The sequence below is a fragment of the Pseudodesulfovibrio sp. zrk46 genome, from assembly GCF_012516435.1.
GTDB lineage: Bacteria > Desulfobacterota > Desulfovibrionia > Desulfovibrionales > Desulfovibrionaceae > Pseudodesulfovibrio.
The window spans coordinates 3,977,018-4,001,333 of record NZ_CP051216.1; the positions used below are offsets into that span (position 1 = coordinate 3,977,018).

The 24,316-nt window shown below is 52.6% G+C and carries 21 protein-coding genes, 1 tRNA gene and 1 other RNA gene; 11 read left to right on the top strand and 12 right to left on the bottom strand.

Annotated elements, in window-relative coordinates; translation table 11 throughout:
• Positions 1–77: 77 nt before the first annotated feature.
• From thrC to HFN16_RS18365, 3 genes are all read left to right on the top strand, one after another.
• The gene (gene thrC / locus HFN16_RS18355; RefSeq protein ID WP_168892117.1) at positions 78–1,526 is read left to right on the top strand and encodes a threonine synthase; all 1,449 of its coding nucleotides are present in this window, start codon (positions 78–80) and stop codon (positions 1,524–1,526) included.
• A gap of 133 nt (positions 1,527–1,659) precedes the next feature.
• On the top strand, positions 1,660–2,409 hold the full coding sequence (locus HFN16_RS18360) for a TlyA family RNA methyltransferase (RefSeq protein WP_168892118.1): 750 nt from the start codon (positions 1,660–1,662) through the stop codon (positions 2,407–2,409).
• Positions 2,410–2,412: 3 nt separating this feature from the next.
• Positions 2,413–3,294: a DMT family transporter gene (locus tag HFN16_RS18365; RefSeq protein WP_168892119.1), complete on the top strand. Its 882-nt coding sequence runs from the start codon at positions 2,413–2,415 to the stop codon at positions 3,292–3,294.
• On the opposite strand, the gene HFN16_RS18370 is transcribed toward HFN16_RS18365, so the two are convergent.
• The 4 genes from HFN16_RS18370 to HFN16_RS18385 form a co-directional block, all read right to left on the bottom strand.
• Positions 3,291–4,127, bottom strand: a complete 837-nt coding sequence (locus HFN16_RS18370; protein WP_168892120.1) for a rhodanese-like domain-containing protein — start codon at positions 4,125–4,127, stop codon at positions 3,291–3,293. The two genes, HFN16_RS18365 and HFN16_RS18370, sit on opposite strands and share 4 nt — an antisense overlap.
• Positions 4,128–4,211: 84 nt before the next feature.
• Positions 4,212–4,925, bottom strand: coding sequence for a cobalt transporter (locus HFN16_RS18375; protein WP_168892121.1), 714 nt, complete (start codon positions 4,923–4,925; stop codon positions 4,212–4,214).
• A complete protein-coding gene (locus HFN16_RS18380; RefSeq protein WP_168892122.1) occupies positions 4,922–5,656 on the bottom strand; it encodes an ABC transporter ATP-binding protein in 735 nt (244 codons plus the stop codon). The genes HFN16_RS18375 and HFN16_RS18380 overlap by 4 nt, the downstream gene beginning before the upstream one ends.
• Positions 5,657–5,768: 112 nt before the next feature.
• Positions 5,769–6,974, bottom strand: a complete 1,206-nt coding sequence (locus HFN16_RS18385) for an outer membrane protein transport protein (RefSeq protein ID WP_168892123.1) — start codon at positions 6,972–6,974, stop codon at positions 5,769–5,771.
• Between the two features lie 284 nt (positions 6,975–7,258).
• On the opposite strand from HFN16_RS18385, the gene HFN16_RS18390 reads away from it, so the two are divergent.
• Positions 7,259–7,717: a hypothetical protein gene (locus HFN16_RS18390; RefSeq protein WP_168892124.1), complete on the top strand. Its 459-nt coding sequence runs from the start codon at positions 7,259–7,261 to the stop codon at positions 7,715–7,717.
• A gap of 76 nt (positions 7,718–7,793) precedes the next feature.
• Here HFN16_RS18390 and HFN16_RS18395 read toward each other — a convergent pair whose 3' ends face one another.
• Both HFN16_RS18395 and HFN16_RS18400 read right to left on the bottom strand, forming a co-directional pair.
• A complete protein-coding gene (locus HFN16_RS18395; RefSeq protein WP_210772273.1) occupies positions 7,794–8,534 on the bottom strand; it encodes a DUF4198 domain-containing protein in 741 nt (246 codons plus the stop codon).
• Between the two features lie 142 nt (positions 8,535–8,676).
• The gene (locus HFN16_RS18400) at positions 8,677–9,600 is read right to left on the bottom strand and encodes a bile acid:sodium symporter family protein (RefSeq protein ID WP_168892126.1); all 924 of its coding nucleotides are present in this window, start codon (positions 9,598–9,600) and stop codon (positions 8,677–8,679) included.
• Between the two features lie 187 nt (positions 9,601–9,787).
• Here HFN16_RS18400 and ffs point away from each other — a divergent pair.
• Both ffs and HFN16_RS18410 read left to right on the top strand, forming a co-directional pair.
• An RNA gene (gene ffs, locus HFN16_RS18405) (signal recognition particle sRNA small type) lies at positions 9,788–9,881 on the top strand.
• Between the two features lie 94 nt (positions 9,882–9,975).
• On the top strand, positions 9,976–10,755 hold the full coding sequence (locus HFN16_RS18410; RefSeq protein ID WP_168892127.1) for a Mut7-C RNAse domain-containing protein: 780 nt from the start codon (positions 9,976–9,978) through the stop codon (positions 10,753–10,755).
• A gap of 54 nt (positions 10,756–10,809) precedes the next feature.
• Here the strand turns inward: HFN16_RS18410 and HFN16_RS18415 are convergent, their stop codons facing one another.
• Positions 10,810–12,213 carry a DASS family sodium-coupled anion symporter gene (locus HFN16_RS18415; RefSeq protein ID WP_168892128.1) on the bottom strand — a complete coding sequence of 468 codons (1,404 nt, stop codon included), beginning with the start codon at positions 12,211–12,213 and terminating at the stop codon, positions 10,810–10,812.
• Positions 12,214–13,063: 850 nt separating this feature from the next.
• Between HFN16_RS18415 and HFN16_RS18420 the strand changes: the two genes are divergently transcribed.
• The gene (locus tag HFN16_RS18420) at positions 13,064–13,435 is read left to right on the top strand and encodes a hypothetical protein (RefSeq protein ID WP_168892129.1); all 372 of its coding nucleotides are present in this window, start codon (positions 13,064–13,066) and stop codon (positions 13,433–13,435) included.
• A gap of 116 nt (positions 13,436–13,551) precedes the next feature.
• Positions 13,552–14,121, top strand: a complete 570-nt coding sequence (locus tag HFN16_RS18425) for an Hsp20/alpha crystallin family protein (RefSeq protein ID WP_168892130.1) — start codon at positions 13,552–13,554, stop codon at positions 14,119–14,121.
• Between the two features lie 393 nt (positions 14,122–14,514).
• Here the strand turns inward: HFN16_RS18425 and HFN16_RS18430 are convergent.
• The 3 genes from HFN16_RS18430 to HFN16_RS18440 form a co-directional block, all read right to left on the bottom strand.
• Positions 14,515–14,606 (bottom strand) — tRNA-Ser (locus HFN16_RS18430).
• 73 nt (positions 14,607–14,679) lie between these two features.
• On the bottom strand, positions 14,680–15,597 hold the full coding sequence (locus tag HFN16_RS18435) for a dihydroorotate dehydrogenase (RefSeq protein WP_168892131.1): 918 nt from the start codon (positions 15,595–15,597) through the stop codon (positions 14,680–14,682).
• Positions 15,598–15,609: 12 nt separating this feature from the next.
• Positions 15,610–16,398 carry a dihydroorotate dehydrogenase electron transfer subunit gene (locus HFN16_RS18440; protein WP_168892132.1) on the bottom strand — a complete coding sequence of 263 codons (789 nt, stop codon included), beginning with the start codon at positions 16,396–16,398 and terminating at the stop codon, positions 15,610–15,612.
• Positions 16,399–16,411: 13 nt separating this feature from the next.
• On the opposite strand from HFN16_RS18440, the gene HFN16_RS18445 reads away from it, so the two are divergent.
• Positions 16,412–18,394, top strand: a complete 1,983-nt coding sequence (locus HFN16_RS18445) for a U32 family peptidase (RefSeq protein WP_168892133.1) — start codon at positions 16,412–16,414, stop codon at positions 18,392–18,394.
• Positions 18,395–18,506: 112 nt separating this feature from the next.
• On the top strand, positions 18,507–19,283 hold the full coding sequence (locus tag HFN16_RS18450) for a hypothetical protein (RefSeq protein ID WP_168892134.1): 777 nt from the start codon (positions 18,507–18,509) through the stop codon (positions 19,281–19,283).
• Here the strand turns inward: HFN16_RS18450 and HFN16_RS18455 are convergent.
• Both HFN16_RS18455 and HFN16_RS18460 read right to left on the bottom strand, forming a co-directional pair.
• Complete coding sequence (locus HFN16_RS18455) at positions 19,280–20,230, bottom strand: DUF523 and DUF1722 domain-containing protein (protein WP_168892135.1); 951 nt, start codon at positions 20,228–20,230, stop codon at positions 19,280–19,282. The two genes, HFN16_RS18450 and HFN16_RS18455, sit on opposite strands and share 4 nt — an antisense overlap.
• A 149-nt stretch (positions 20,231–20,379) precedes the next feature.
• Positions 20,380–20,664 (bottom strand): FeoA family protein, encoded by a 285-nt coding sequence (locus HFN16_RS18460; protein ID WP_168892136.1) that lies wholly within the window; start codon positions 20,662–20,664, stop codon positions 20,380–20,382.
• A gap of 402 nt (positions 20,665–21,066) precedes the next feature.
• Here HFN16_RS18460 and carB point away from each other — a divergent pair, with 402 nt between their 5' ends.
• Positions 21,067–24,303 (top strand): carbamoyl-phosphate synthase large subunit, encoded by a 3,237-nt coding sequence (gene carB / locus HFN16_RS18465; RefSeq protein ID WP_168892137.1) that lies wholly within the window; start codon positions 21,067–21,069, stop codon positions 24,301–24,303.
• Positions 24,304–24,316: the final 13 nt, after the last annotated feature.

Sequence of the window (24,316 nt, forward strand, 5' to 3'; positions counted from 1 at the left end):
GAACCGTTTTAAGCGAACGTGTACGCCGCTTACAATTAGATTGTAATGAGAGAGAAACCTTTTATCCGGATGAGACAATGACTGCCGACATCTTTCCTTCCTATCGTGGTGACATGGAATACTTCTGCCTCGGATGCGGAAAGCGATTCCCCACAGACGAACTCTACTACACCTGCCCCGACTGTGGCGGCGTGTTCCTGCTGGACAACCTCACCTTTGACGAGTTGAAAAAGACCTCCGGAGAAGAGTGGAGAAAGATTTTCGACGCGCGCGCCGCGTCCAAGAAGACCGCTTTGCGCGGCATTTTCCGTTTCTACGAGCTCATGGCTCCGGTACTTGAGGAAGAAGACATCGTCTATCTCGGTGAAGGCAACACCCCTGTGGTGGAGTCCAGCCCTGTCCTCAACGCCAAGACCAGCCTCACCACTGCATACAAAAACGATGGCCAGAACCCGTCCGCTTCCTTCAAGGATCGCGGCATGGCCTGCGGCTTCTCCTACCTTCGTTCCCTGATTCGCAAACACGGCTGGGATGAAATCCTGACTGTTTGCGCCTCCACGGGTGACACCTCTGCAGCAGCCGCTCTGTACGCCTCCTACGTTGGCGGTGCCATCAAGTCTGTCGTCATCCTGCCCCATGGCAAAGTCACCCCGGCCCAGCTTGCCCAGCCCCTTGGCTCCGGCGCAGTCGTATTGGAAGTCCCCGGCGTCTTCGACGACTGCATGAAGGTCGTTGAGCATCTCGCTGACAACTACCGCGTTGCCCTGCTCAACTCCAAGAACGCATGGCGCATCCTCGGTCAGGAATCTTACGCCTTTGAATGCGCCCAGTGGTATGACTGGGACATGAAGGGCAAATGCATTTTCGTGCCTATCGGCAACGCAGGCAACATCACCGCGATCATGGCTGGTTTCCTCAAGCTCTACGATCTCGGCGTCATCACTGAGCTGCCGCGCATCTTCGGTGTACAGTCTCACCACGCCGACCCGGTTTACCGCTACTACTCCGTGGACGATCCCAAGGAGCGCAAGTACGAGCCCATGACCGTTACCGCCTCCGTGGCGCAGGCTGCCATGATCGGCAACCCGGTCTCCTTCCCCCGCGTCAAATACTTCGCAGAGAAGTTCGAAGCCATCGGAGGCAAGGATTCCTTCCAGGTCATTCAGGTCACGGAGCAGCAGATCATGGATTCCATGATTCAGGCCAACATGAACGGCCACATTGCCTGCACTCAGGGCGGCGAGACCTTTGCCGGTGCCAAGCGCGCCCTTGAGCTTGGTCTTGTTTCCAACGAGGAGCTCTGCATTCTCGATTCCACCGCTCATCAGCTCAAGTTCGTGGACTTCCAGAACATGTACTTCGACAACGCCTTCCCGCCGGAATTTGAAGTGACCCCCGACACCGCGCTTGCTAACAAGCCGGAGCTGGTCATCTCCCCGGAAGAGAAAGAAGCATTGTCCGCAGAAGAGTACACCCGTACCACTGCCAACAATGTTGTTGCCAAGCTGGGCTTGGAGAAGAAGTAAAGACAGGATTGGAGGCCGCCTTTGGCGGCGATGTCAGACAATTTCGCCTCCGGCGGCCAAAGGGCTATGACCCTTTGGAATCCCATTGTGCGCTTCGCGCTGAGATTAGCTTCAGAGCAATTTGGATTTATTGATGGCAAAGAAACAACGCGCAGATCATTTGCTGGCTTCGGGCGGCTACACTGAAAGCCGAGAAAAGGCCAAGCGCCTTATCATGGCCGGCAAGGTTCATTACATGGACAAGGGCCAGAAGATTCCCGTGTCCAAACCGGGCCAGCAATTTGCGCCGGATACTGAATTCACGGTACCAGACGATAGCCGCTTTGTTTCTCGCGGTGCATACAAAATTCTTACCGCCATCGAAGAATTCGACATCGACTTCAACGGCAAAGTCGCTCTGGACGCAGGAGCGTCCACGGGCGGCTTTACCGATTGCATGCTCCAGCACGGCGCCACCCGTGTCTATGCAGTAGATGTTGGTTACGGCCAGTTGCATGAAAAGCTTCGACAGGACGAGCGCGTTATCAATCTTGAGCGCACCAACGTGCGTCACGCCGAACCAGATCTTATCCCTGAGCCGGTGGACGTCATCGTTGCCGACGTTTCCTTCATTTCCCTGACCAAGATTCTGCCCGCCTGCATGCAGTTCCTGCGGCCCGGAGGCGAGTTGGTTGTGCTTATCAAGCCCCAATTCGAACTTGGCCCCGGACTGACTGACAAAGGTGTCGTACGTGACGACTCTCTGCGGCAGCAGGCCGTGGATATCGTCACCAACTTCTGCCGTGAGGAACTGAACCTCGTCATTGAGGGGGTTGTACCGTCCAAGATTCTTGGACCCAAGGGCAATCAGGAATACATGACGTATATGAAGTTCCTCGGCTAAGACATGCTTCAGGGCCTTCTCTACTCTCTCATCTCGGCCTTCAGCTTCGCCTCCATGGCGATCCTCGTGAAGCTCGGCTATAATGCCGGACTCGATGGCAACGAAATGATGCAGTACCGCTTCACCTATGCAGCGGTATTGCTGGCCCTGTACCTATTCATCAAGGACCGCTCCTTACTTCGAATTTCTCTGCGAGATCTAGGCAAATGCGCTTTTATCGGATTGGTCGTTTACTGGGCGCAAACGTCCTGCTTCGTGAATGCGTTGGCAACCATTCCAGCCTCTACAGCCGCACTGGTGTTGTATGTCTATCCAGTAACGGTCACGCTGCTCTCAGCGGCATTTCTCAAAATGAAAATCGACCGGATAACGGTCGCTGCGCTCACCCTAGTCATGGGCGGATGCTGCCTGGTGTTCTACGACGCTTTTCTTAAAGCGGTAGACCCTACAGGCCTCATGTTCGGCGTAGGAGCCATGCTGGTATTTTCCTGCTACCTTGTACTGGTACAGGTGCTTTTGAAGGGGATAAAACCACTGACCGCGACATTGTACGTCATGTCCTTTGCCGCCGTTTCCTTCACCCTTTCAGGCGACATCACGGCCTGGCTCAATCAGTCCTGGAATAGCGTATCCATCGGTCTGGGGCTTGGCATCTTCCCCGGTGTATTGGCTGTAACGTTCCTCTATTTGTCCATTGAGAAAATCGGAAGCGCCTATACATCCATTTTTTCATCGGTTGAACCGGTCGCTACTTTGGCGGCAGCCGTCATGTTCCTCAATGAAAATGTAGTCCTGCTTCAAATGAGTGGAGCTGCACTTATCATCCTCGGCATCGTCATTCCAAACATGAGGATGCTGATGCTCAAACGCCGCTTCGAAAGCTAATCCTCACCCTGACGCTTCACCATGTGGCGAGCTAACACCTTAAGGTGCGCTTTCTCCTCTCTTGCCAAGAGCTGGAACATATCCTTGGCTTCTGTCGACTCCGCCTGCATGGCGCATCGCAGATAGTAATCAAGGGCCTGAGCCTCGATCATGGAGGCCAATTCAAGCATGCCTGTGTCGCCCTCAAAGGCGCCCCCAAATTCCTCCAGGAAAGCCTCTATCTCAATACCACCTTCTGCTGCACCAGATGCGCCCTGTAATGCCTTTCTCTCAAACTCCTCACGGGATAATGGAGCTCCAGCCATTCGACCATAGAGGTTGAACAAGGTCTTTTTGTGCTTCTCTTCAAATTCAGCCAACTCCGTAAACAGCTCTATACGCTCAAGGGTTTCGGCGTAATCAGCTCGTCCCAGATAAAAAACACGCAGACTTTCTTCCATGGCATATGCCTTGAAGACAATCTCCTCAGGCGTTTCATTGCCTGTGAATTCCGCCATACCAAGTTCCATGGGGCCATATGCGACATCCCCCTGCCAGGCCATTACACCGCCAACCATGTTGGTAAGATCCTTGAAGCCTTGACCTTCCAAAAGTATAGCCGCAGCCATGCTCCGTCCTCCTGAACGGCAATAGACCAATACAGGCTTATCTGTGACCACTTCATCCAATCGGTCAGCCAAGTCCACCAATGGGATCAAATACGCCCCAGGGAGATGAAACTCCTCGTATTCCCATTCCTGGCGAACATCGATCAACATGTAAGAGTCTGGCTTATTGGCGTCCAAAAACTGCTTTGCCTGATCAGTAGAGAACATTTTGATGAGATTCGTCATGGTAACCTCGCGCATGCTTGAGTGGAGAAGACACTACCATCGATATTTACGGCAGGAAACAAGATGCCGTCAATGCAAGATACATCAAATGATAAAGTATGCTCCTGCCAAACAAACGGCAGAGAGCGCACAGAGAGAGTCTCGTATCCCCCAAGCAAAATGAGGCTCCCATGCTTCAGGCTGCTCCAAACCACGCCCGGCAACGGCCAAGGTCTGATTCCAGGTCTTCTGCCCCAGATTACGTAGAACGGCTTGTGGGATAATGACCATTCGCTCACGAAAACTACATTTGGGATAACGACGAGCAAGTGTTTCCCGTACTTGATTCATGGTGGAGAGGCACAAAGGAAGAAAATGAACCATGAGCGCCAAGGACAGAGCAACACGCCAAGCACGTTCTTTTCCAACGACCGGTCGGAGGCCCCATGATACAGCCAATCCAAGCGCGCGGGGAGAGGTCGACATGGCGAGGCTCAAACCAACCAGCAATAGTCCACCCAACCTGAGAGCCAACACAGCACTATTCTCCACCACCGTAATTGCAGCAATACCCGATAAGGCATCCACCACACATTTTACTACGACCCAAACCAGAACGAAGACGCCAAGACTTCGGACCATCTTGGGCCCCAACGGCTGACAAATGGACAAAGAAAGCTGAATTGGAAGGAGAATCACAAGACAAGCGGCAACGGACAACGGCGACAGCAGCCACATGCATGGTCCAATCACCAATGCCAAGGCTAATTTGAGGCGAGGATCAAGAGCCCTGACAAACGCTGCCAGACCAATCATCATCGCCCTTCCCACGGCTTGATGCCGAGACCGGCATTCCAAGAGCAAGGCGGACGTACGCCGTGATCACTTACGTGATCCAATATGGTCTCCGGAGGCCCGACAAGGACCAACCGCCCTTCATCAAGAACAGCCAGCTCATCCACAATATCCACGAAACATTCGAGATCATGCGAGGAGACAATCTGCGTCAAGCCAGCAGCTTTGTTCTCTTCAATCATTCGCCGCATCTCACGCATACCCGGATAATCTAGTCCGCTAAAGGGCTCGTCCAACAAGATCACTTGAGGCTCATCCAGCAAGGCTGCTGCCAAACAGAGTTTTCGTTTCATACCCCAGGACAGCGTTTGCACCGGGCTATCCCATACATCATGGAGTCGAAATCGTTTTGCCATGGCTTTCGCTGCAACAACGTTTTCTTCGTTCCGTTTACGCCCAAGGAATAAATCCTCTTCTACCGTGGCACCCAGGATTTGCAAATCAGCGTCCTGCATGACCATGCGGCATACCGCTCGAATATCCTGCTCCTTGCCGGGAGAAACCATGCCGTCAACTGATAGTGAGCCTTTGGTCGGAGTATACAAACCAGCCACGAGCGACATGAACGTGGACTTGCCGCTCCCATTGGCGCCGACAAGTCCTACAAGCGTCCCTTCAGTCACATCGAGTGTGACCGATGAAAGCACCTTATCCCCCGTGGGATAACTGAAATCTACCTGCGAAAACGTTATCATATTACGTCCTTTATCATGGCTCACTCAATGCTCGCCAATGGCAACTCCCCTGTCAACAAACAAAAAAGCCCCCGCCGAAGCGGGGGCTTGAGTAAACGGTTTGGATATAACCTTAGAATTCGTATCCGATAGACATACCAGTGATCCAGGTTTTGCCGTCTTTGAAGTCAACATTCCATTTCTGATAGGCAGGATGAGCTGCGGCAAGACCGTTATCAATGGCTAAGCCTTTTCGCTCCTTAGCAATGACGTACATGAAGGACCAGTCAGCAGTCCATTTGTCCCACTTAAAACCTAAGCCAGTGGAAAAGAGCTGTCGATCGTTTGCGGGCAGCATGAAGGAAGCATCACCTGCTCGGGTCGGGGTCTGGTCATAAGCATAGCCAAAACGCAGCGCCAGCCAATCCTGGGCCCAGTACTCAGTTCCGAGCTGGAAACGCCAAGTATTCTTGTACTTCAATGAAGTTTCGGAGTTAATTAAACCGTCGTAAATCAAACTCTTAGTGTTTTCCCAACGAGTGTAGATGGTATCGAACTCAATGGACCATTTGTCCATCGGCTTATACCCAAGCCCAAGGGTGAAGCTGGAAGGCAGAGTAGATTTGATAGTCTGTCCGTTCTGAGTATTCTGAGTACCAGAGGTAGCCTTACCATGCGCAACAAAACGCATGGGAGCACGATAGTGAAAACCGGCAGTCAGTTCATCATTGATGTCGTAAGTAAAACCAATGTTACCACCAACAGCGTACCCTTCAGTATCAGCGCTAACCTCAGAGGTACCAATAGTCCGCTTCAGAGCAATGCCACCCTTAATCACTTCCAAACCAACTGCCATTGAGAAATCATCATTGAACTTGAAGGCAAGATTGGGATTTAAAGAAACCGATTCCAGCAGAACATTCTGCAGACCGGATTTACCAGCCCAATTCTCGTCATACTCAGTACCAAGCCCAAAACGGGTGAACATACCGATACCAAACCAGACATTCTCGTTATCTTCAAGCTGACGGGTGTAGTAAGCGTGAGGTACGTAGTGGATATTAGCTTTGGTTTTATTCTTATTGCCATCAAGATAAACAGAAGTCTGCGGAGAGATGGTAACCGCACCGGCAAGAGCTCGCTGCCCTTCCAGTTTGGTCATCAAGGCCGGGTTGGTAGCGATGACGGAAGCATCACCGGCAATAGCGTAACCAGTGGTTGCCATTGCGACACCGCGGTTACTGTATTCGAAAAGTTGGAAACCGCCAGCCTGAGCCATGGAGGCCATCATCAGGCATGCGAAAAGACTACAAACAAACAGAACGGATGCACGTTTCATCCTTCCCCCTAAAAGAGCGCCGCTTGCACTACGACGCCTGTCTTTCATCGGACCCGGTACCCTCCCAGATATGATGGCCGTAAAACCACCCCGAAACCGACGAGTTATCAATTTGCACAAACGTCGATCCTATAACCAAATCGTAACATTATGTAAACTAGGGAAACGACAAACACGCAATTAAAACGCACGTTTAAAGCCCATGTTCATTTCATTTGCAATGGCATGATTCTGGCAATTACTTAGCGATGGGAAAACCTTACCTACCTTGAAAAGGGATACGTATGTTGCCAAAGCTCGATATCAAAGAGAAAAATTTCCACGGAATGCTCGCCATTGGTGGGCTGGCCGGAATCATGGAAGGAAGCCTTCAAGAAGGTATTTTCACCCTCCACACTGTTTTCCCTGGGATGATGCTCACACTAGTGTCCGCATTTGTCGGCGCATTCTCAGGTTTCTTCCTTAAAGATCTTTCTCGAACCATGCGCGGCATGGAACCCTACCGAGGCGTTAACAATGATGGCTGGATGATGGGCGCATTCATGGGCACCTTTATCGGAACTCTTTTCCAGATCGCACAAAGCTCCACAGGGGCAAACATTGTCATCGGATCCATGGCTGGAGCATACTTCGGTGCTATGTCCGGGGCATTCCCTGATGAGTTTGTCACACCAATTCTGCGACTCATGCATGCAGAACGCGCCGCCCGTCATATGGCTGAACAGGAGCGAACATTACGTTAACTTCCTCTCCCTGCCAAAACAGAGAAGCCCCGACATTACTGCCGGGGCTTTGAAGATTTTGGGGAATAATCTGCTTCTACTTCATTTCCACCCAGATAACTGCACCGAGTTCCAGCTCGCGACCTTTGTAGGGCTTGGAGTCAGCATTCAGCCCGGCAAAACCCCACCAACCTTTCCAGGGGCAAGCAAAAGTGAACACACCGTTACCGTCGGCGATCACTTCCTGCGTGACCATGCGGTCATTGGGTGCGGTGCGCTTGCCGTCTTTATTGTAATTCTCAACCTCTACACGAGAGTAAGGAGCGGGCTTGCCGTCCAGCATGACGATGCCCTGAAAGACATTACCTGCATAGTTGCCGAAAGGACGGGTCAGCGGAACGATCTCGGTTTTGAGACCAAGGGGCTTGTTCCATTCTTCGCCTTCACCATAGGCGTCGATTACCACTTTGGTGATGTGGCGAATGTAGTTGTTCTCAGCATCTTCCTTGTACGGGACCGGATCGAAGACAAATGCATAGAGACCGGGGCGCTTGGGTGTATAAGAAGTCTTCCAACCGGTGTGGCCCATTACTTTGGTTTCCTTCAGAGTAGGCAGCAGATCTGTGCGCTCCTCACCATCAACCACTACATAAAATTCATTTGGCTTTTCTAACTCCATGCCCACCATCTCGAAAGGATGGGAGAAGGAAAGAGTCAGGTTCACAGACCGTTTTTCCTGGGTCAATTCATCGGTATCGGGAATCAGCATCCCAAAATGAGCGGAAGCCGTGGTTGCTGCCAGCAACACCAGAACACATGCAAAAAAACCTTTTCTCATCAGCATTTATCTCACCTCGTAATTCATCACAACAGATACAGACTCAGACTTCGTGATCGATCGATGCATACTCATATCAGATTAGTAACACCTGTCAAGCCCAACTGCGCATTTAATAGCACACTTATTAAGTCTGTTATTTTTAATCCGATGAATTACTCCAACGACGCGCCAAGCCTACGCCGGACAAATTGTGCCACAAGCTGAACAATGCTCCGGGCAAAGCTGTTGCTGCGCCAAAGAACTTAACAGCCAACGCAACGCCAAGGCCGGAGTTCTGCATACCGACTTCGATAGCAAGGGTACGGGCATCACGCCGTGAACATTTTGCCATTCGAGCAAAGCCGTAGCCAACAGCAAGGCCAAGTGAGTTGTGCAAGATAACGGCTATGAAAACGAGAATAGGAAAGCCTAGGAGCGTTTGCTGATTCAAGCCAATTATGCAGGCAATTAGCAACGCGATGACCATGATGGATAGTGAAGGGAAGAAACGCAAAAAGGGCTCAAGCCATCGACGGAAGAGGCGACGCAGTATCAGGCCGTCAACCAAGGGGAATACCACGATCCAGAATACCGACCTGACCATTCCCCAAAAATCAATCGCCACCTGCTGTTCAAGTAATAAATAGATAATAGCTGGGGTCAGGACTGGTGCCAAACAGGTGGAGGCCAATGTGAGTGTTACTGACAATGGCACATTGGCCCGTGCCAGATAGGCAATGACATTGGAGGCTGTTCCCCCAGGACATGAGCCCACGACGACCATACCGATGGTAGCTTCTTCGGGGAGTCCCAAAAGATATGAGATCCCCACAGCCAGCGTTGGCATAACGGCATACTGCATAGCAATGCCGTACCCTACCAATCGCCATTTCCGAAAAACTTCGACGAAGTCCTCAAAGTCCAACGTCAGCCCCATGCCGAACATAATGACCCCCAACCCTAACGGGATATGGGGCTTTATCCATGTAAACGATGGGGGATATATCAAAGCCACACCGGACAGTACCACGGCAATGAATATGAAATGCCTTTCTACAAAACGGGGGATTGCTTCCAAGTTCATATCTCAGCATCTGACTTATACAGTCCATTCTGTCAAACTCAGCCGATGATCACTCAACGATGAAAACCATGAACTAAGAGACCTGTAAACACATTGAACAGCCTGGATAAAGTTATCAAAACAAATAAGGTGCAATTGAAGGTTGACGAAAGGGCATGGAACACTGTAGGAATGCCTTTCCCATTTGGAGGGAAGCCGGGCGGCGGTCGCGCTGAGAACCCCGTCAGATCCGAGAGGAAGCAGCGGTATTGGTTGCTATCGGGTGTCCGGTTTCCACTCAAAGGCGCGTTCTTCGGAACGCGCCTTTTTTATTTCCAAGACCTGTCGTGTGCTCTGTGCTAAGCTTGGCCTCAATCAAGTAGCCCAAACAAGGCCATGACCGATAACACCACCCTTCTCTACTTTGCCGGAGAACTGACCGATCTGCTGACCTGTCCTCACGACAAGGGGACAGTGGTCTACCTTGTTGATCGAGCTACTTCCATCAAAGATGTAATAGAAGCGCTGGGAGTTCCCCATACCGAAGTATACGACATACGCATGAATGGGACTGGGCACGACTTCTCTCTCCAACTCATCCCCGGAACACAGATCACTTTTCTTCCGGCAAATCAATCGTCCAACTATCCTGTGGACGTTACCCAAGCGACACTACTGCGCCCTCCTTTAAACGCTCTCCGGTTCCTTGTGGACGAGAACGTTGCAGGCTTAGCCCCGCTCCTTCGCGCGCTCGGATTCGACACCGCATATCACCGCACATGGGATGACGCATACATCGCCGTACTGGCTGCGAAAGAAGAACGGGTAGTTCTTTCACGAGACCGCGCGCTCCTCAAACGTAGCGCCATAGTCTATGGCCGCCTCATACGCTCACAGATTGTCGATGACCAGTTGGTGGAAGTTCTTAGCCATTTCTCCACTCCTATGATCCTGAAGCCTTTCTCTCGATGCCTGCGCTGTAATGTAGTCACCACCCCTGTGAACAAAGAAGATATCGTACACCTGCTCGAACCGAAGACGCGACTACATTTCAACATGTTCCGCCGTTGTTCAGCATGCAAACGCATATACTGGCGCGGTTCTCACCATGAAAAACTCATTGAACGATTTGAACGACTGGGAATCAACATTCCGCTCCACTCCACTGAGCCATAATAAAACGGCCTGTCGCACACGCGGCAGGCCGTTCATATTCATGTGATCAAAAAACTACACGTAGAGAATGGTCACAACCACCATGGCAGCAAGATAGAGTCCGCCGAATATGGCTCCAAGAGCCCACCAGCGAGCCTGACTGATGAATCCGGCCCCATACCAAATAGGCGCTGGACCAGTGGCATATGGAGTGATGATCCCCATGACACCGAGGCTGGCGGCGAGAAGCAGCGCAACACGCGGCAACATTTCAGCAGGCAGTATAGGTCCGGCAATGGCAAGGAAGAGGGGCAACAATGCTGTGGTATGTGCAGTAGTGCTTGCAAAGAAGTAGTGCAGCACGAAGAACAGGATGACCAGCATGATGGCAACAGTCTCCATCGGCATGCCTTGCAAGTACACTGAAACCAACTCGCCGATCCATGTAAGGATACCGGTTTTCTTCAAGCCGGAAGCCATGGCCACCAAGGTGGCGAACCATACCAGAACGTTCCAAGCGCCCTTGTTGGTGATGACATCTTCCCAATCAATAATGCCGGAAAGCACCATGAGGGTAAGAACGAAAACAGCAGCAACGGTGCTATTAACGCCGAACTGCTTGCCAAAGATCCAGAAGATCAATGCCATGACCGCATAGCCGAGCATGAGCAACTCTTTCACAGTGATGGAACCCATCCTTTTCAATTCATCCGCAGCCCATGCAGGCGCTTCTGGAGACGTCTTCTGAGTCGGCGGATAAATCACATATGCCAACCACGGGGTCAAAAAGAAAAGTGGCAGCATAGTGGGCAACATAATAGAGGCCCACTGCCCCCATTGAATATTAATGCCAGTGGTCTGCTGAATGATATCCACGGCCAGCAGATTAGGAGCCAGCGCAGTCAGAAACATGGAGCTGGTCACACAGGTAGCAGCAAAGGCTACCCAGCAGAGGTAGGAGCCAATCTTGCGCGGATTCTTGTCCGCATAGGAATCGAACATGGGCGGAATGTTACTGGCAACCGGATAGATAGTGCCTGCACTGCGAGCCGTATTGGAAGGCATGAACGGTGACAGGATGGCATCGGAAAACGCAACAGCATACCCAAGACCCAAAGTGGATTTGCCTAGGAACTTGATAAGAATGAGACTGATGCGCTTGCCCAGCCCGGTCTTCTGGTACCCCTTCGCAAACATGAACGCCGCGAAAATCAACCAGATGACACCATTGGAAAAACCGGAAAGCATCCAGTTACGACTGGCAGCGGCACTCGGATCAACCAGTCCCAACATGGCCACCACAGAAACACCTGTCAGACCGACGAGTGCCGCAGGAACCGGTTCTACGATCAAACCGACCACAACGCCCACAAAAATGGACAGGAAATACCAGGCTTCAGCCGTCAACCCTTCCGGCGTCGGCAACATCGCCATGAGTACAGCAACCACCACTGGAGAGAACTTTTTCAAGTAATCCACAACTCCTCCTAAGAATAACTGATTCAACAATCTGCGTTACGATGTCCGCTGCCCCCACAACGTTCATCACAATTAATTAATCAGATTTGCACACGCTGACTGACTGGTCAATTAATTCATTAACAAATAGTCAACCAACGATGTCCGATTCACTCTTCCAATGTACCTTTGCTGGTACCCGTTATGATAAGAGGGCAACTTCAACGGAAGAATGTAGATCGTTATCGTTATGGCGAATTATCCCCAATAAACTCTCTCAAGTTTATTCTAAAATCATTCCTCTCGTTTTGCAGTTTCATGTATACTCAATGCATGGGAACAATCCCGCTCACCATCTCATCCGTGGAGAGTGAGGAGAATAGCCTTGGCATACGTTTGCCTACGCTCCAGACACACATAAGGCACTGGAATGTCATTTATTTACTGCTTGGAAGAATTTAAAGACCATCTAAAGTTCACCGTGAGGGGAGGACCTTCTTCCCTTCAGGAAATGTTCTCCTATGTGAACTATATGATAGAGAGAACAAGGATTGCCGAAAAAAATCGAGTCCTTGTGGATGAAACATTTGCCACCATCAAAATGGACTTCCATAACGCGGTAAAGGAATTCAATATTCCCAATCATGACTTCATGCTGAAACGAAACATACGAGTCGCAGTCGTATGCGCACCTCATAGCATTGACATGTACAGCTACTTTGAATCCAGCCTGCAAGAACGGCCATATGACCTGAAAGTCTTTGACGACATAAAGCCGGCTTACAATTGGCTTGGAGTTTCTTAGTTCCCATGCATACGGTTATTTGCAATAAGGTCAGAACTTCTTTCACCGATACAAGGTAATACAATCATGGCAATCAAATATGAAATAATTCAAGAAGATGGTTATATTCGAATCGTAACCACGGGCGTACTGAAATCCATCGACGACCTGATTCAATATGGCACCTTGATGTATGATCAGGCTATAGCAGCTGGCATCCCTCGTATCCTTCTGGACGAAGAGAACATGGAAGACGCAGCTGAGGCCAGCACCATATACAGGTGGTGCGAACATGAAGTCGTTGCCATGACTGCAGCAGCAGGTATCCGGATCGCTGGCATCTGCACAGCAGAGAATTTCGAATGCAACAAGGTCTTCGAAACCATGCTCCAGAACCGCTCATACAACTTCAAGGTATTTCAGAACGAGCAGGAAGCCGTAGCATGGCTCAAGTCCTAATCCTCTTCCTTCCACGCTTCCCATAAAAAAATTTCAGGTCGAATTCTTGACAACTTTCGGACCTGCTTTATCCATCTATTACGGACGTTAACACTTTAACTTCTAAGGAGGACGCTATGACCGTTTCCAAGCTGAATCCCTGGAACTGGTTCAAGAAGGAAAGCGAACAGGAAAAAACCCTTCCGGTTAAGCAGACGGAACGGGAGGCAAGAGCGTATGCTTCTCCGCTTGACCAATTCCACACCGAATTCGACCGTATGGTAGATTCCATGTTCTCAGGTTTCGGACTGCCATCACCACGACGTATGTTCGACATGGCCGAACCGAGACTGGGGAAGAGTGTCATCAAGCCCAAGGTCGATGTCTATGGCACGGACAAGGAATACGTCATTGAAGCCGACCTGCCTGGCATCGAAGAGAAGGACTTGTCGGTTGAGCTCAAGGACAATGTGTTGATTCTCTCGGCGGAGAAGAAGCACGAAGAAAAGACGGAAGACAAGGGATACTACCGCGTCGAACGCTCTTACGGCTCATTCCGCAGAGTTCTTAACGTGCCTGAAGATGCAGACAGAGACAACATCAACGCCAAGTTGAAGAAGGGCGTACTCTGCATCACCATGCCGAGAACCAAGACCATAGCGAGCAATTCGCGCAAGATCGCTATCGACAGCTCGGCCTCGACCTAACCCATACTCATCAACACGTTGTTTGGCCCCAGTCACACACTGGGGTCTAATCTCATGCAGAAAGGAGGATTCATGGATTACAAATGTCTTAACTGTGAATGGTCTGGACCTTGGGATGAACTGATACTGGAAACAATGTGTCCCAAGTGCAGGAGCAGTGCATTACCATTAGCCAGAAATGAAGATCCTATCCAACAGGTAATGCAGACAGCATACTCCATCATGACCACCAGCGCCCCGCCGCAATAACCCGGACAACCTAACCATAGAGGTTGTGTAGGCCTCCTAACGATAGCCCTCACTGCAAGGTGGGGGCTTATCTTATTGGCAAACGTTCACCATGACACAACAGAAAAAGGCCTACCGAATTTCGGTAGGCCTTTATTGGTGTCGTGGCGGAGAGGAGAGGATTTGAACCTCCGACAGAGTTCCCCCTGTACACGCTTTCCAGGCGTGCTCCTTAAGCCGGACTCGGACACCTCTCCGCGTCGAGAAGCAGTTTCTAGCGAAACCACTGGAGCTTGGCAAGCACTTTTTTTGCCTTTTTTTAATTTTTTTCTAAAGCGGGAGTTGAATACTGCCCCTAAACTCTTGCAGGCTCTCGGCTCCGACCTCTTTTAGTAATGATTCCACTTCTTCAGCAAGCGTGAAGGCGAAATCGGGACGGAGGAAGTTTGCCGTGCCAACCTGAACAGCCTGAGCACCAACCAGCAAGAATTCCAGTACGTCTTCAGCAGAAGAAATGCCTCCAATGCCGACAACCGGAACATCTACAGCCTGGACAACCTGATGCACGCAACGAAGCGCCACAGGCTTGATGGCCGGACCGGACAGCCCTGCGATCACGTTGGCGATGCGCGGCTTGCGGTTACGGATATCCACAGCCATGCCGGCAAGCGTGTTGATGAGGGACAGAGAGTCTGCTCCACCGTCCACGGCAGCCTTGGCACACACCACGATGTCCGTGACATTGGGAGACAATTTGACCATGACGTGCTTGTCGCCCGCATTCTTTTTCACAGCCTCGGTCACCTTGCCGATCTGGGCCGGATCCTGACCAAAGGCGATACCGCCCTCTTTTACGTTGGGACAGGAGACATTGACCTCAAGCGCGGCCACGCCCTCTTCCGCCGCCAGCACCCCTGCCAGCTCACCGAACTCTTCGGCATCGCAGGCATAGAGGTTGGCGATGACAGCCACGTCCTGCTTCTTGAGCGCAGGCAGAGCCATGTTGACGAAACTCTCCACACCGGGATTCTGAATGCCAATGGCATTGAGCATACCGCACGGAGTTTCTGCTATGCGCGGCATGGGATTGCCCTCACGAGGCTTCAAGGAAAGCCCCTTGGCAACGATGGCGCCCAGCTTGCTCAGATCACCATAGGGGGCAAACTCCAGGCCGAAACCAAAAGTACCGGATGCGGTCATGATCGGATTTTTGATGTCCAGACCGCCGAAAGATACGTTCATATCCATATATATGCGCTCCTAGAGTTCCACTTTATCGGTCCAGAATACCGGGCCGCGGGTGCAGACCTGCACGTGATGACCGTCGCCGTCCTTGGTCACACAGCCGAGACATGCGCCGACGCCGCAGGCCATGCGATTTTCCAAAGAGACCTGTGCACGAGCACCACACTCGTTGGCGAACTGCTGCACCGTCTTCATGAAGGGAGTCGGACCGCAGCACAAAATAAGGCCGTCTTTTTCCGCATACTCCTTCACAAGCTCTTTAAGCCGTGCGATGATGGCGTGCAGATCTTCGGGTTTTTCCTCGATCATGCACTCGCCACAGCACTTTCCTGTCATGGCCTCGAAGGGATAACATTCGAGAGGAAGGCGATGCGCCATGAAGAGTTTCAGATTTTCTGGCTTGGGATGGGACTCGACATATCCGCGAAAGGGGGCTATGCCGATGCCGCCCGCAAGAAGGAGAGTCGGAGTATCCGGCTCTACAGCAAAGGAATTGCCCAGCGGGCCCCAAATGGCGACCTCGTCACCTGGCTTCATGGATACAATCCGGCTGGTGCCGCGGCCCACTTTCTGAATAAAGAGGGTAAGGGACTTCTTTTCATCGACCGAACTGATGGAGAACGGCCTGCCCCAGAGCAGATCCAATTCCCAACTGGTGGGCCGGATCATGACGAACTGGCCGGGCTTCCACCCGTCCCAGTCAGGATATTCGAGCTTGATCTCGAAAAATTCGTCCGGTCTTTCTAATTGACCGACCGGTGACACTTCCAATACCTTTACGTTCCGGCAATTCCTCAAGGACATCGATACAACCCTTATGAGCAAAAAACATATACCCGAAATTATGGCCCCCGCAGGGGACTCCGCATCTTATCTCGCTGCCGTTGCGGCGGGTGCTGATGCCGTCTATGTCGGCCTCAAGCATTTCTCGGCCCGCATGCAGGCCACCAACTTTTCTATCAGTGAGCTTGCGCAACTGGCAAGCCTCGGTCGTGACCGGGGCACCAAGACCTACGTTGCCATGAACACATTGGTCAAGCCAGGTGATGTGGAATCCGCAGGCCGCCTCATTGACCGACTGCAAAAGACCGTGAAGCCCTATGCGATCATCGCGCAGGACTTGGCCATGGTAGAATTGGCCAAACAGGTTGGATATCAAGGTGAAATTCACGTTTCCACCCTTGCCAACCTGAGCCACCCCGCTGGTTTGGAGACCGCCAAGAAACTCGGCGTGAACCGCGTGGTCGTTCCCCGTGAGTTGAACCTCGACGAGGTCAAGCTCATGGCCGAAGCCTGTCCCAAGGACATGGACCTCGAAATTTTCGTACACGGCGCACTCTGCCACTGCGTGTCTGGCCGCTGCTACTGGTCCAGCTATCTTGGAGGCAAATCCGGCCTCCGTGGTCGATGTGTTCAGCCCTGCCGCCGCCTGTACACTTCCGACAAAAGCGACGCCAAACGCCTGTTTTCCTGCACAGACCTTTCCCTCGACGTGCTGACCAAGCCCCTACTTTCCATGCCCAAAGTGGCAGCATGGAAGATAGAAGGCCGCAAAAAAGGGCCTCACTACGTTTATTTCACGGTCCGCGCTTACCAGATGCTGCGTGATAATCCCAATGATGCTCAGGCTAAAAAAGCCGCACAAGAGTTGCTTGAGATGGCGCTCGGTCGCCCCACCAGCCACTCCACATTTCTGCCGCAGCGTCCCTTCCAGCCCATCCGTCCCGGCGAGGAAACCGCCTCGGGCCACATGGTTGGCGAGATCAAGCGTGACCAGAAGAAGCTCTACTTTCAGCCCCGCGAGCAACTCAATCCCGGTGATGTAATCCGCGTCGGCTATGAAGACCTGCCCGGCCACCGCACCATATACGTGCGCCGCCGTGTACCCAAGCGTGGCCGCATGGACATCCCCTTCTCCAAGAAACCGGAGAACAACCGGATTCCAACCGGCACCAAAGTATTCCTTGTGGACCGCCGCGACCCTGAGTTGAACAAGCTGATCAAGAACCTTGAGGGCGAACTCGATTTCTTCCCGGCTCCCGAATCAAAGGAATCTACATTCACTCCCAAGTGGCCCAAGACGGCTTCCCGCTCCAGGCTCAAGGCGGAGAACATTACCCTGTTCCGCAACCCGCCGCGCGGCAAGATTTACGGGAAAACCGCTTTCTGGCTGGAACGCCACACCATCGGCAAAGTTGCCCGTGCAAGCGTGAGCCGCTCCCAGTGGTGGCTGCCGCCCGTCATCTGGCCTGATGAGGACAAGCGCTTCCGCTCCCTCATTCGTGAGGCCGTGAAAAAAGGCGCCCGCGAGTTCGTGATCAACGCTCCGTGGCAGGCTGCCTATTTCGAGGACCGCAAGAACGTCACCCTCGTGGCCGGCCCATTCTGCAATGCGACCAACCGTCTCAGCCTCAACGTGCTCAAGAACCTCGGCTGTTCTTCTGCCATCATCACTCCCGAGTTGACCGAGGGTGACATCTTCGAACTGGCGCAGAACCCGCCCATGCCGCTCGGTTTCGTACACAAGGGACTGTGGCCTTTTGGGATCTCACGTTTCCTTGCCGAGTCAGTTCGATACGAAGAAGCCATCAAGAGCCCCATGAAAGAAACGCTCTTTGTGCGCAAATATGGTCAAAACAACTGGATCTACCCTGGCTGGGAGCTGGACCTCTCGGGCGAGTTCAAGAGACTCGAACGAGCTGGCTACAAGCAATTCATCACCATGCATGAAGACTGGCCCAGAGCCGTTCCAAGACCGAAACGAACCAGTACGTTCAACTGGAAACTCCAGCTGCTCTAAGCTTTTGCCAAGGGGCTTCGGCGATACGTCGAAGCCCCTTTTGGCAGACTCTTTGCATTTCCGCCTCAGGACACGTCCAATTCGCCAAAAAACGGACGGTCCGGGGTGGAATATGTATATTGAGATAATGCGCTCCAAGTCCGTAGGGAAAGACGGACAAGGGGTAACAATGCCGACGGCTGCCATCCGGTGGGACGGAAAGACGTCGCTCGGCAACATTGCGCGGGAAATCCGCAAACGCAATCTGCAATCCCTCATCATTGCGGACAACGAGTTCTTTGCGGACCAGGCCATAGCCATAGGAATATGTCAGGAAATGCGGAGACTGAACATTAACGTTCTCTGGGCTGCCACCATGAGAGTTAAGCCAAACCGCGAACTCCTGCGTGAGATGCGGATGGCCGGATGCGTGCGTCTACTATTGTACCTCGCCCCAGATCACGCCGTTGAAACCCTGATGAACGCCCGAGACTTCGGATTCGACATCTGTATCCGCAACGTCGACGGCACACCTTACGCCAGCGACCGCACGTATTACACCGTGGCCGAACGCGAAGCCATCGCCAAGCGACTTCCCGACCTGCACACTGCCCACTTTGACCTGGCTGTGGCCTACTTCAAAACAGGCCGCTACAACGAAGTCATGCACCCGCTGGGCAAGGCAATGACCTTGCGGTTCCCCATCAACGAGCTCTGTCTCAATCTGTTGGCCTGTCTCAGCGCGGTAAAACACTATCCCGACATGGCAGCCGGACTACTCCGTCAGGCGCAGAACGGCTCCCCTCATCCGGTGGTTTTCCGCAACAAGAGTTTGCTTAAATCGTGGTTGGAAAGCGGCGGTGACGTGAGAGGCATCCGACTGAAACTGGAGCCGGAGATTCACGCCTAAACATGATTCAGCAACTTTAATTCCGATGGGTTCGGAGTAAAAAAGTACTGCTGCGTCAAATAGACCTTATCAAACTTCCTCGCATAGTGGCGGATCATCGTCACAGGTATGATCAACGGGATTTTGCCGACCCGGTAATTGTTGATCATTGCCAACAATTCCTGCTTGTCCGCTCTGTCCAATTCCTGCTTGAAATATCCCATGGCGTGCATGAGCACATCCGCATTCTTCTTGGGTGTGGCCTGCAGAGCAAGAGACTTGAACAACAGTGTGGCGTACGTATCAAACACTTCATCAGTGTTGAAAACGGAACTCTCTCCAAGCAGCCTGCCAAGTTCGCGATATCCCCGAAGATCATGTGCTCGAATAAGCATCTTGTGACGAGTGTGAAAATCGACCAGATGCCCGATCTGTCGCCCCCTCTTTTCCATCTCGCGCCACCTGTGAAATACGAATACCCGACGAATGAAATTTTCTCGCAAGATGGGATTTTGCAACCGCTCGCTCGTTTCGACCGGGAGCAGGGGAAATTGCTCCATCACACGACGGGCAAAGAATCCGGTTCCCTTGCGGGGAGGCTTGCCGTCTGTGTTATAAATCTTTGCCTGACGAAGAGCGCATGATGGGGAGCCAGCCTTAAAGACGAAACCATTCAGGTCTTCTTCAACCAAACCGGGTAGCACCTTGTCGCACCACCTCTCTATCCGTTCGGTCCAGTCCTCAGCCGAATCCTGACCGATAAACCGGATCTCACCAGCACAGTCCACCTGGCGCATCTCTTCACGAGGCACCCCCATACCGCATGCCAGCTCGGGACACAGCGGTACGAACTCCACATATTTCACCAATACATCGGTCAGATACGGATCACGAGCGTGGCCTCGATCAAAGCGAACACGTTCTCCCAACACACAGGCACTGACACCGATCTTGATGCTCTCTGACATGGCAGCAACTCCCTATCCACTTGTTTGTTGCCAACGTATCACCGTCTGTGGACAACTAACAAGTATATTCCTTGGCTGGTTGCGACCATTCACCAAAATGACAAAAGCCGCCCGAAGGCGGCTTTCAAAAATTGTGAAGTTTAATGCGACTATGACGCCTTGGCCTGACTCCCTGGGCAGCAATTACAATGCGGCCCTTCTGCAGAATCATTTTCTACAGCCAGAATCTTGCCGGCAAGACCACAACACAGAACGACCTCGGAGCCACGCACACGAACGCGGCAGCCGGTAGGTCCTTCGGAAAGAACTTCCACCGGACAACCAGGCGTCATGCCCATGGCGAGCATTCGAGCTCTAGCACGCTGGCCGCCGTCAATGTCGGCCACGCGCACGATGGTTCCTTCCGGGTATTCAGTCAAAGGCTTTTTCGTCATGTTTCCCTCAAGGGTTGTGTTGAAGTTGAAAATAAGTATCATCCTCGCCCGTGTCAATGAGAGAAATGAAAAACAGGCACCTCACTATCACATTCAATAAAACGAATATGTTACAACAAAGGATCGAACTAATTTAGCCCCATAAGTAACATCAGACAAAAAGCTCATTATGATAAGATCAAGACTCATCACAATTCTCATCCATTCAAACATGCAGTAAATACAAGCAAGCAGCCCTTTCAAAGGCGATTTATACCTCTCTTTCTCATTGCCTTTTGGTCCATAACGTAATATACGATCAGCTTGTTTGGCGGGTGGCGGCGTTGCCTGGCCAGACGGAAAAACTGCTCGTTTTCTCCAACCTGAAAAAATGCCGTAACTTCAACTCCTTCCTGAGAGAGAATGCCCAAACGCACAGATATCAAGAAGATCATGTTGATCGGGTCTGGTCCTATTGTTATTGGACAGGCCTGCGAATTCGACTACTCCGGTACCCAGGCGCTTAAGGCGCTGAAAGAAGAAGGGTACGAGGTAGTTCTGGTCAACTCGAACCCGGCGTCTATTATGACTGACCCGGAGTTGGCCGATGCCACCTACATCGAACCCATTGAACCGGAAACCGTAGCCCGAATCATCGAAAAAGAGCGTCCCGACGCTCTTTTGCCGACTTTGGGGGGTCAAACGGGTCTCAACACCGCCCTCGCAGTTGCCGACATGGGGGTTCTCGAGAAGTTCAATGTTGAACTGATCGGTGCCGACATCAAGGCCATCAACAAGGCGGAGTCCCGAGAAGAATTTCGTGAGGCCATGGAAAACATCGGCCTCGGCATGGCCCAATCAGGCATCTGCCGCAACATGAACGACGTCCGCGAATGGGGTACTAAAATCCCGTTCCCGATTATTGTCCGCCCGGCCTACACTCTTGGCGGTTCCGGCGGTGGTGTGGCCTACAACATGGAGGAGCTGGAAGAAATCTGCTCCAACGGTTTGGCCCTGTCCATGAAGTCGGAGATCATGCTCGAACGCTCCATCCTTGGCTGGAAAGAGTACGAGCTTGAAGTGATGCGCGACAAGAAAGACAACTGCGTCATCATCTGCTCCATCGAAAACCTGGACCCCATGGGGGTGCACACCGGCGACTCCGTCACCGTGGCACCAGCCCAAACCCTTACCGACGACGAATATCAGAAGCTGCGTAACGCCTCCCTTGACGTTATGCGCGAGATCGGCGTCGAGACCGGCGGCTCCAACGTCCAGTTCGCAGTGAATCCGGAAGACGGCGAGATCATCATCATCGAGATGAACCCTCGCGTGTCCCGCTCTTCTGCGCTGGCATCCAAAGCCACCGGCTTCCCCATCGCAAAAATCGCGGCCAAACTCGCCGTGGGTTACACCCTCGACGAAATCCCGAACGATATTACTCGCGAGACAATGGCCTCCTTTGAACCGGCCATTGACTACTGCGTCATCAAGATTCCCAGATTCACCTTTGAGAAATTCCCGGGAACCGATGACTACCTGACCACGGCCATGAAATCCGTTGGCGAGACCATGGCCATTGGCCGTACCTTCAAGGAAGCACTCCAGAAGGGCCTCCGCTCTCTGGAAACCGGCCACATCGGATTGGGCAAAGTCTTCGGCGAACAGGAAATCGACAAAAACGAAGTCCTCAAGCTGCTGCATAAGCCCAACTCCCAGCGCCTGTACGCCCTGCGTGACGCCATGCTCTGCGGCATGACCGAAGAAGAAATCTTCGACGCCACCAAGATCGACCCGTGGTTCATCCGCCAGTTCTTCGAAGTCTTCGAGATGGAGAAAGAGCTGATCGAGTTTGGCAAGAAGGAAGGCGTATCCGCTGACACCGAAGGCATGAAAGACATGCTGCTACAGGCCAAGGAGTACGGCTACTCTGATCCTCAACTGGCAGCCATGTGGAAGACCAGCGAGGATGCCATTCGCACCCTGCGCAAGGAACTGGACATCGTCCCGACCTACTATCTGGTTGATACCTGCGCCGCAGAGTTCGAGGCATACACCCCGTACTACTACTCCACCTACGAGACCGGTCAGGAAAACGTCAGGGACGACAAAAAGAAGATCGTCATTCTGGGCGGCGGTCCCAACCGCATCGGTCAGGGCATCGAGTTCGACTACTGCTGCTGTCACTCCTCCTTCACCCTGAAGGAACTCGGCGTGCAGTCCATCATGGTCAACTCCAACCCCGAAACCGTTTCCACTGACTACGACACCTCGGACAAGCTCTACTTCGAGCCACTGACCTTCGAGGACGTCATGAACATCATCGAGTTCGAGAAACCCGATGGCGTCATTGTTCAGTTCGGTGGACAGACTCCGCTCAACCTCGCCCTGCGCCTTATGAACGCCGGCGTGCCGCTGATCGGCACCAGCCCGGACGCCATTGACCGCGCCGAGGACCGTGAACGCTTCAAGCAGTTCCTGAACAAGCTGAATCTCAAGCAGCCGCCGAACGGCACTGCAAAATCTCTGGTCGAAGCCCGCGAGATCGCCGAGAACCTCGGCTTCCCGCTGGTGCTCCGTCCCTCCTATGTACTGGGTGGACGCGGCATGGACATTGTCTATTCCATGGACGAATTCGACCACTACTTCCGCCACTCCGCTCGCGTCTCTCCGGAACACCCGACCCTGGTCGACAAGTTCCTTGAGTATGCAATTGAGGTCGACGTGGACGCGCTGTCTGACGGCGAAGACGTCTACATCGGTGGTGTCATGGAGCACATCGAGGAAGCAGGCATCCACTCCGGAGACTCCGGTTCGGTCCTGCCCCCCTACTCCCTGAGCCCGGAACTGGTTCGTGAAATCGAACGCCAGACCATCGCCATGGCCAAAGAGCTCGGCGTAGTCGGCCTGATGAACGTCCAGTTCGCCATCAAGGACGGCGAAGTGTACATCATCGAGGTGAACCCCCGCGCATCCCGTACGGTTCCCTTTGTATCCAAGGCCACGGGTGTCCCCCTTGCCAAGCTTGCCACCCGCGTCATGCTGGGTGAAAAGCTCAAGGACCTCAACCCCAAGGCCATGCGCAAAAAGGGCCACGTTTCCGTCAAGGAATCCGTGTTCCCGTTCAGCAAGTTCCCCAACGTGGACGTGCTGCTCGGCCCCGAAATGCGCTCCACCGGCGAAGTCATGGGCATCGACCCGAGCTTCGGCCTGGCCTACATGAAAGCACAGCTGGCAGCCGGGCAGAAACTGCCCACCGAAGGCACTGTTTTCATCTCAGTCAACGACTGGGACAAGGCCAAGATGGTGTTGGCTGCCAAGGACTTCGTGTCCATGGGCTTCCATGTGGTAGCCACCGGCGGCACGGCAGATTACTTCAACGAGAAAGGCGTCCCCGTCACCAAGGTTCACAAGGTGCACGAAGGACAGCGTCCTCACATCGTTGATCACATCAAGAACGGCGACATCGACCTGGTCATCAACACCCCATCGGGCAAAGCGACCGTTGGCGATGCAAAAATGATTCGTCAGACAACCCTGCTCTACGGCGTCCCCTACACCACTACGGTTTCGGGTGCCCGCGCTGTGGCTCAGGCTATCCTCGAACTCAAGGAAACCGGCCTCAAGGTCGAATCCATCCAGAAATACTACGGCAACTAAGCCGACACTGACG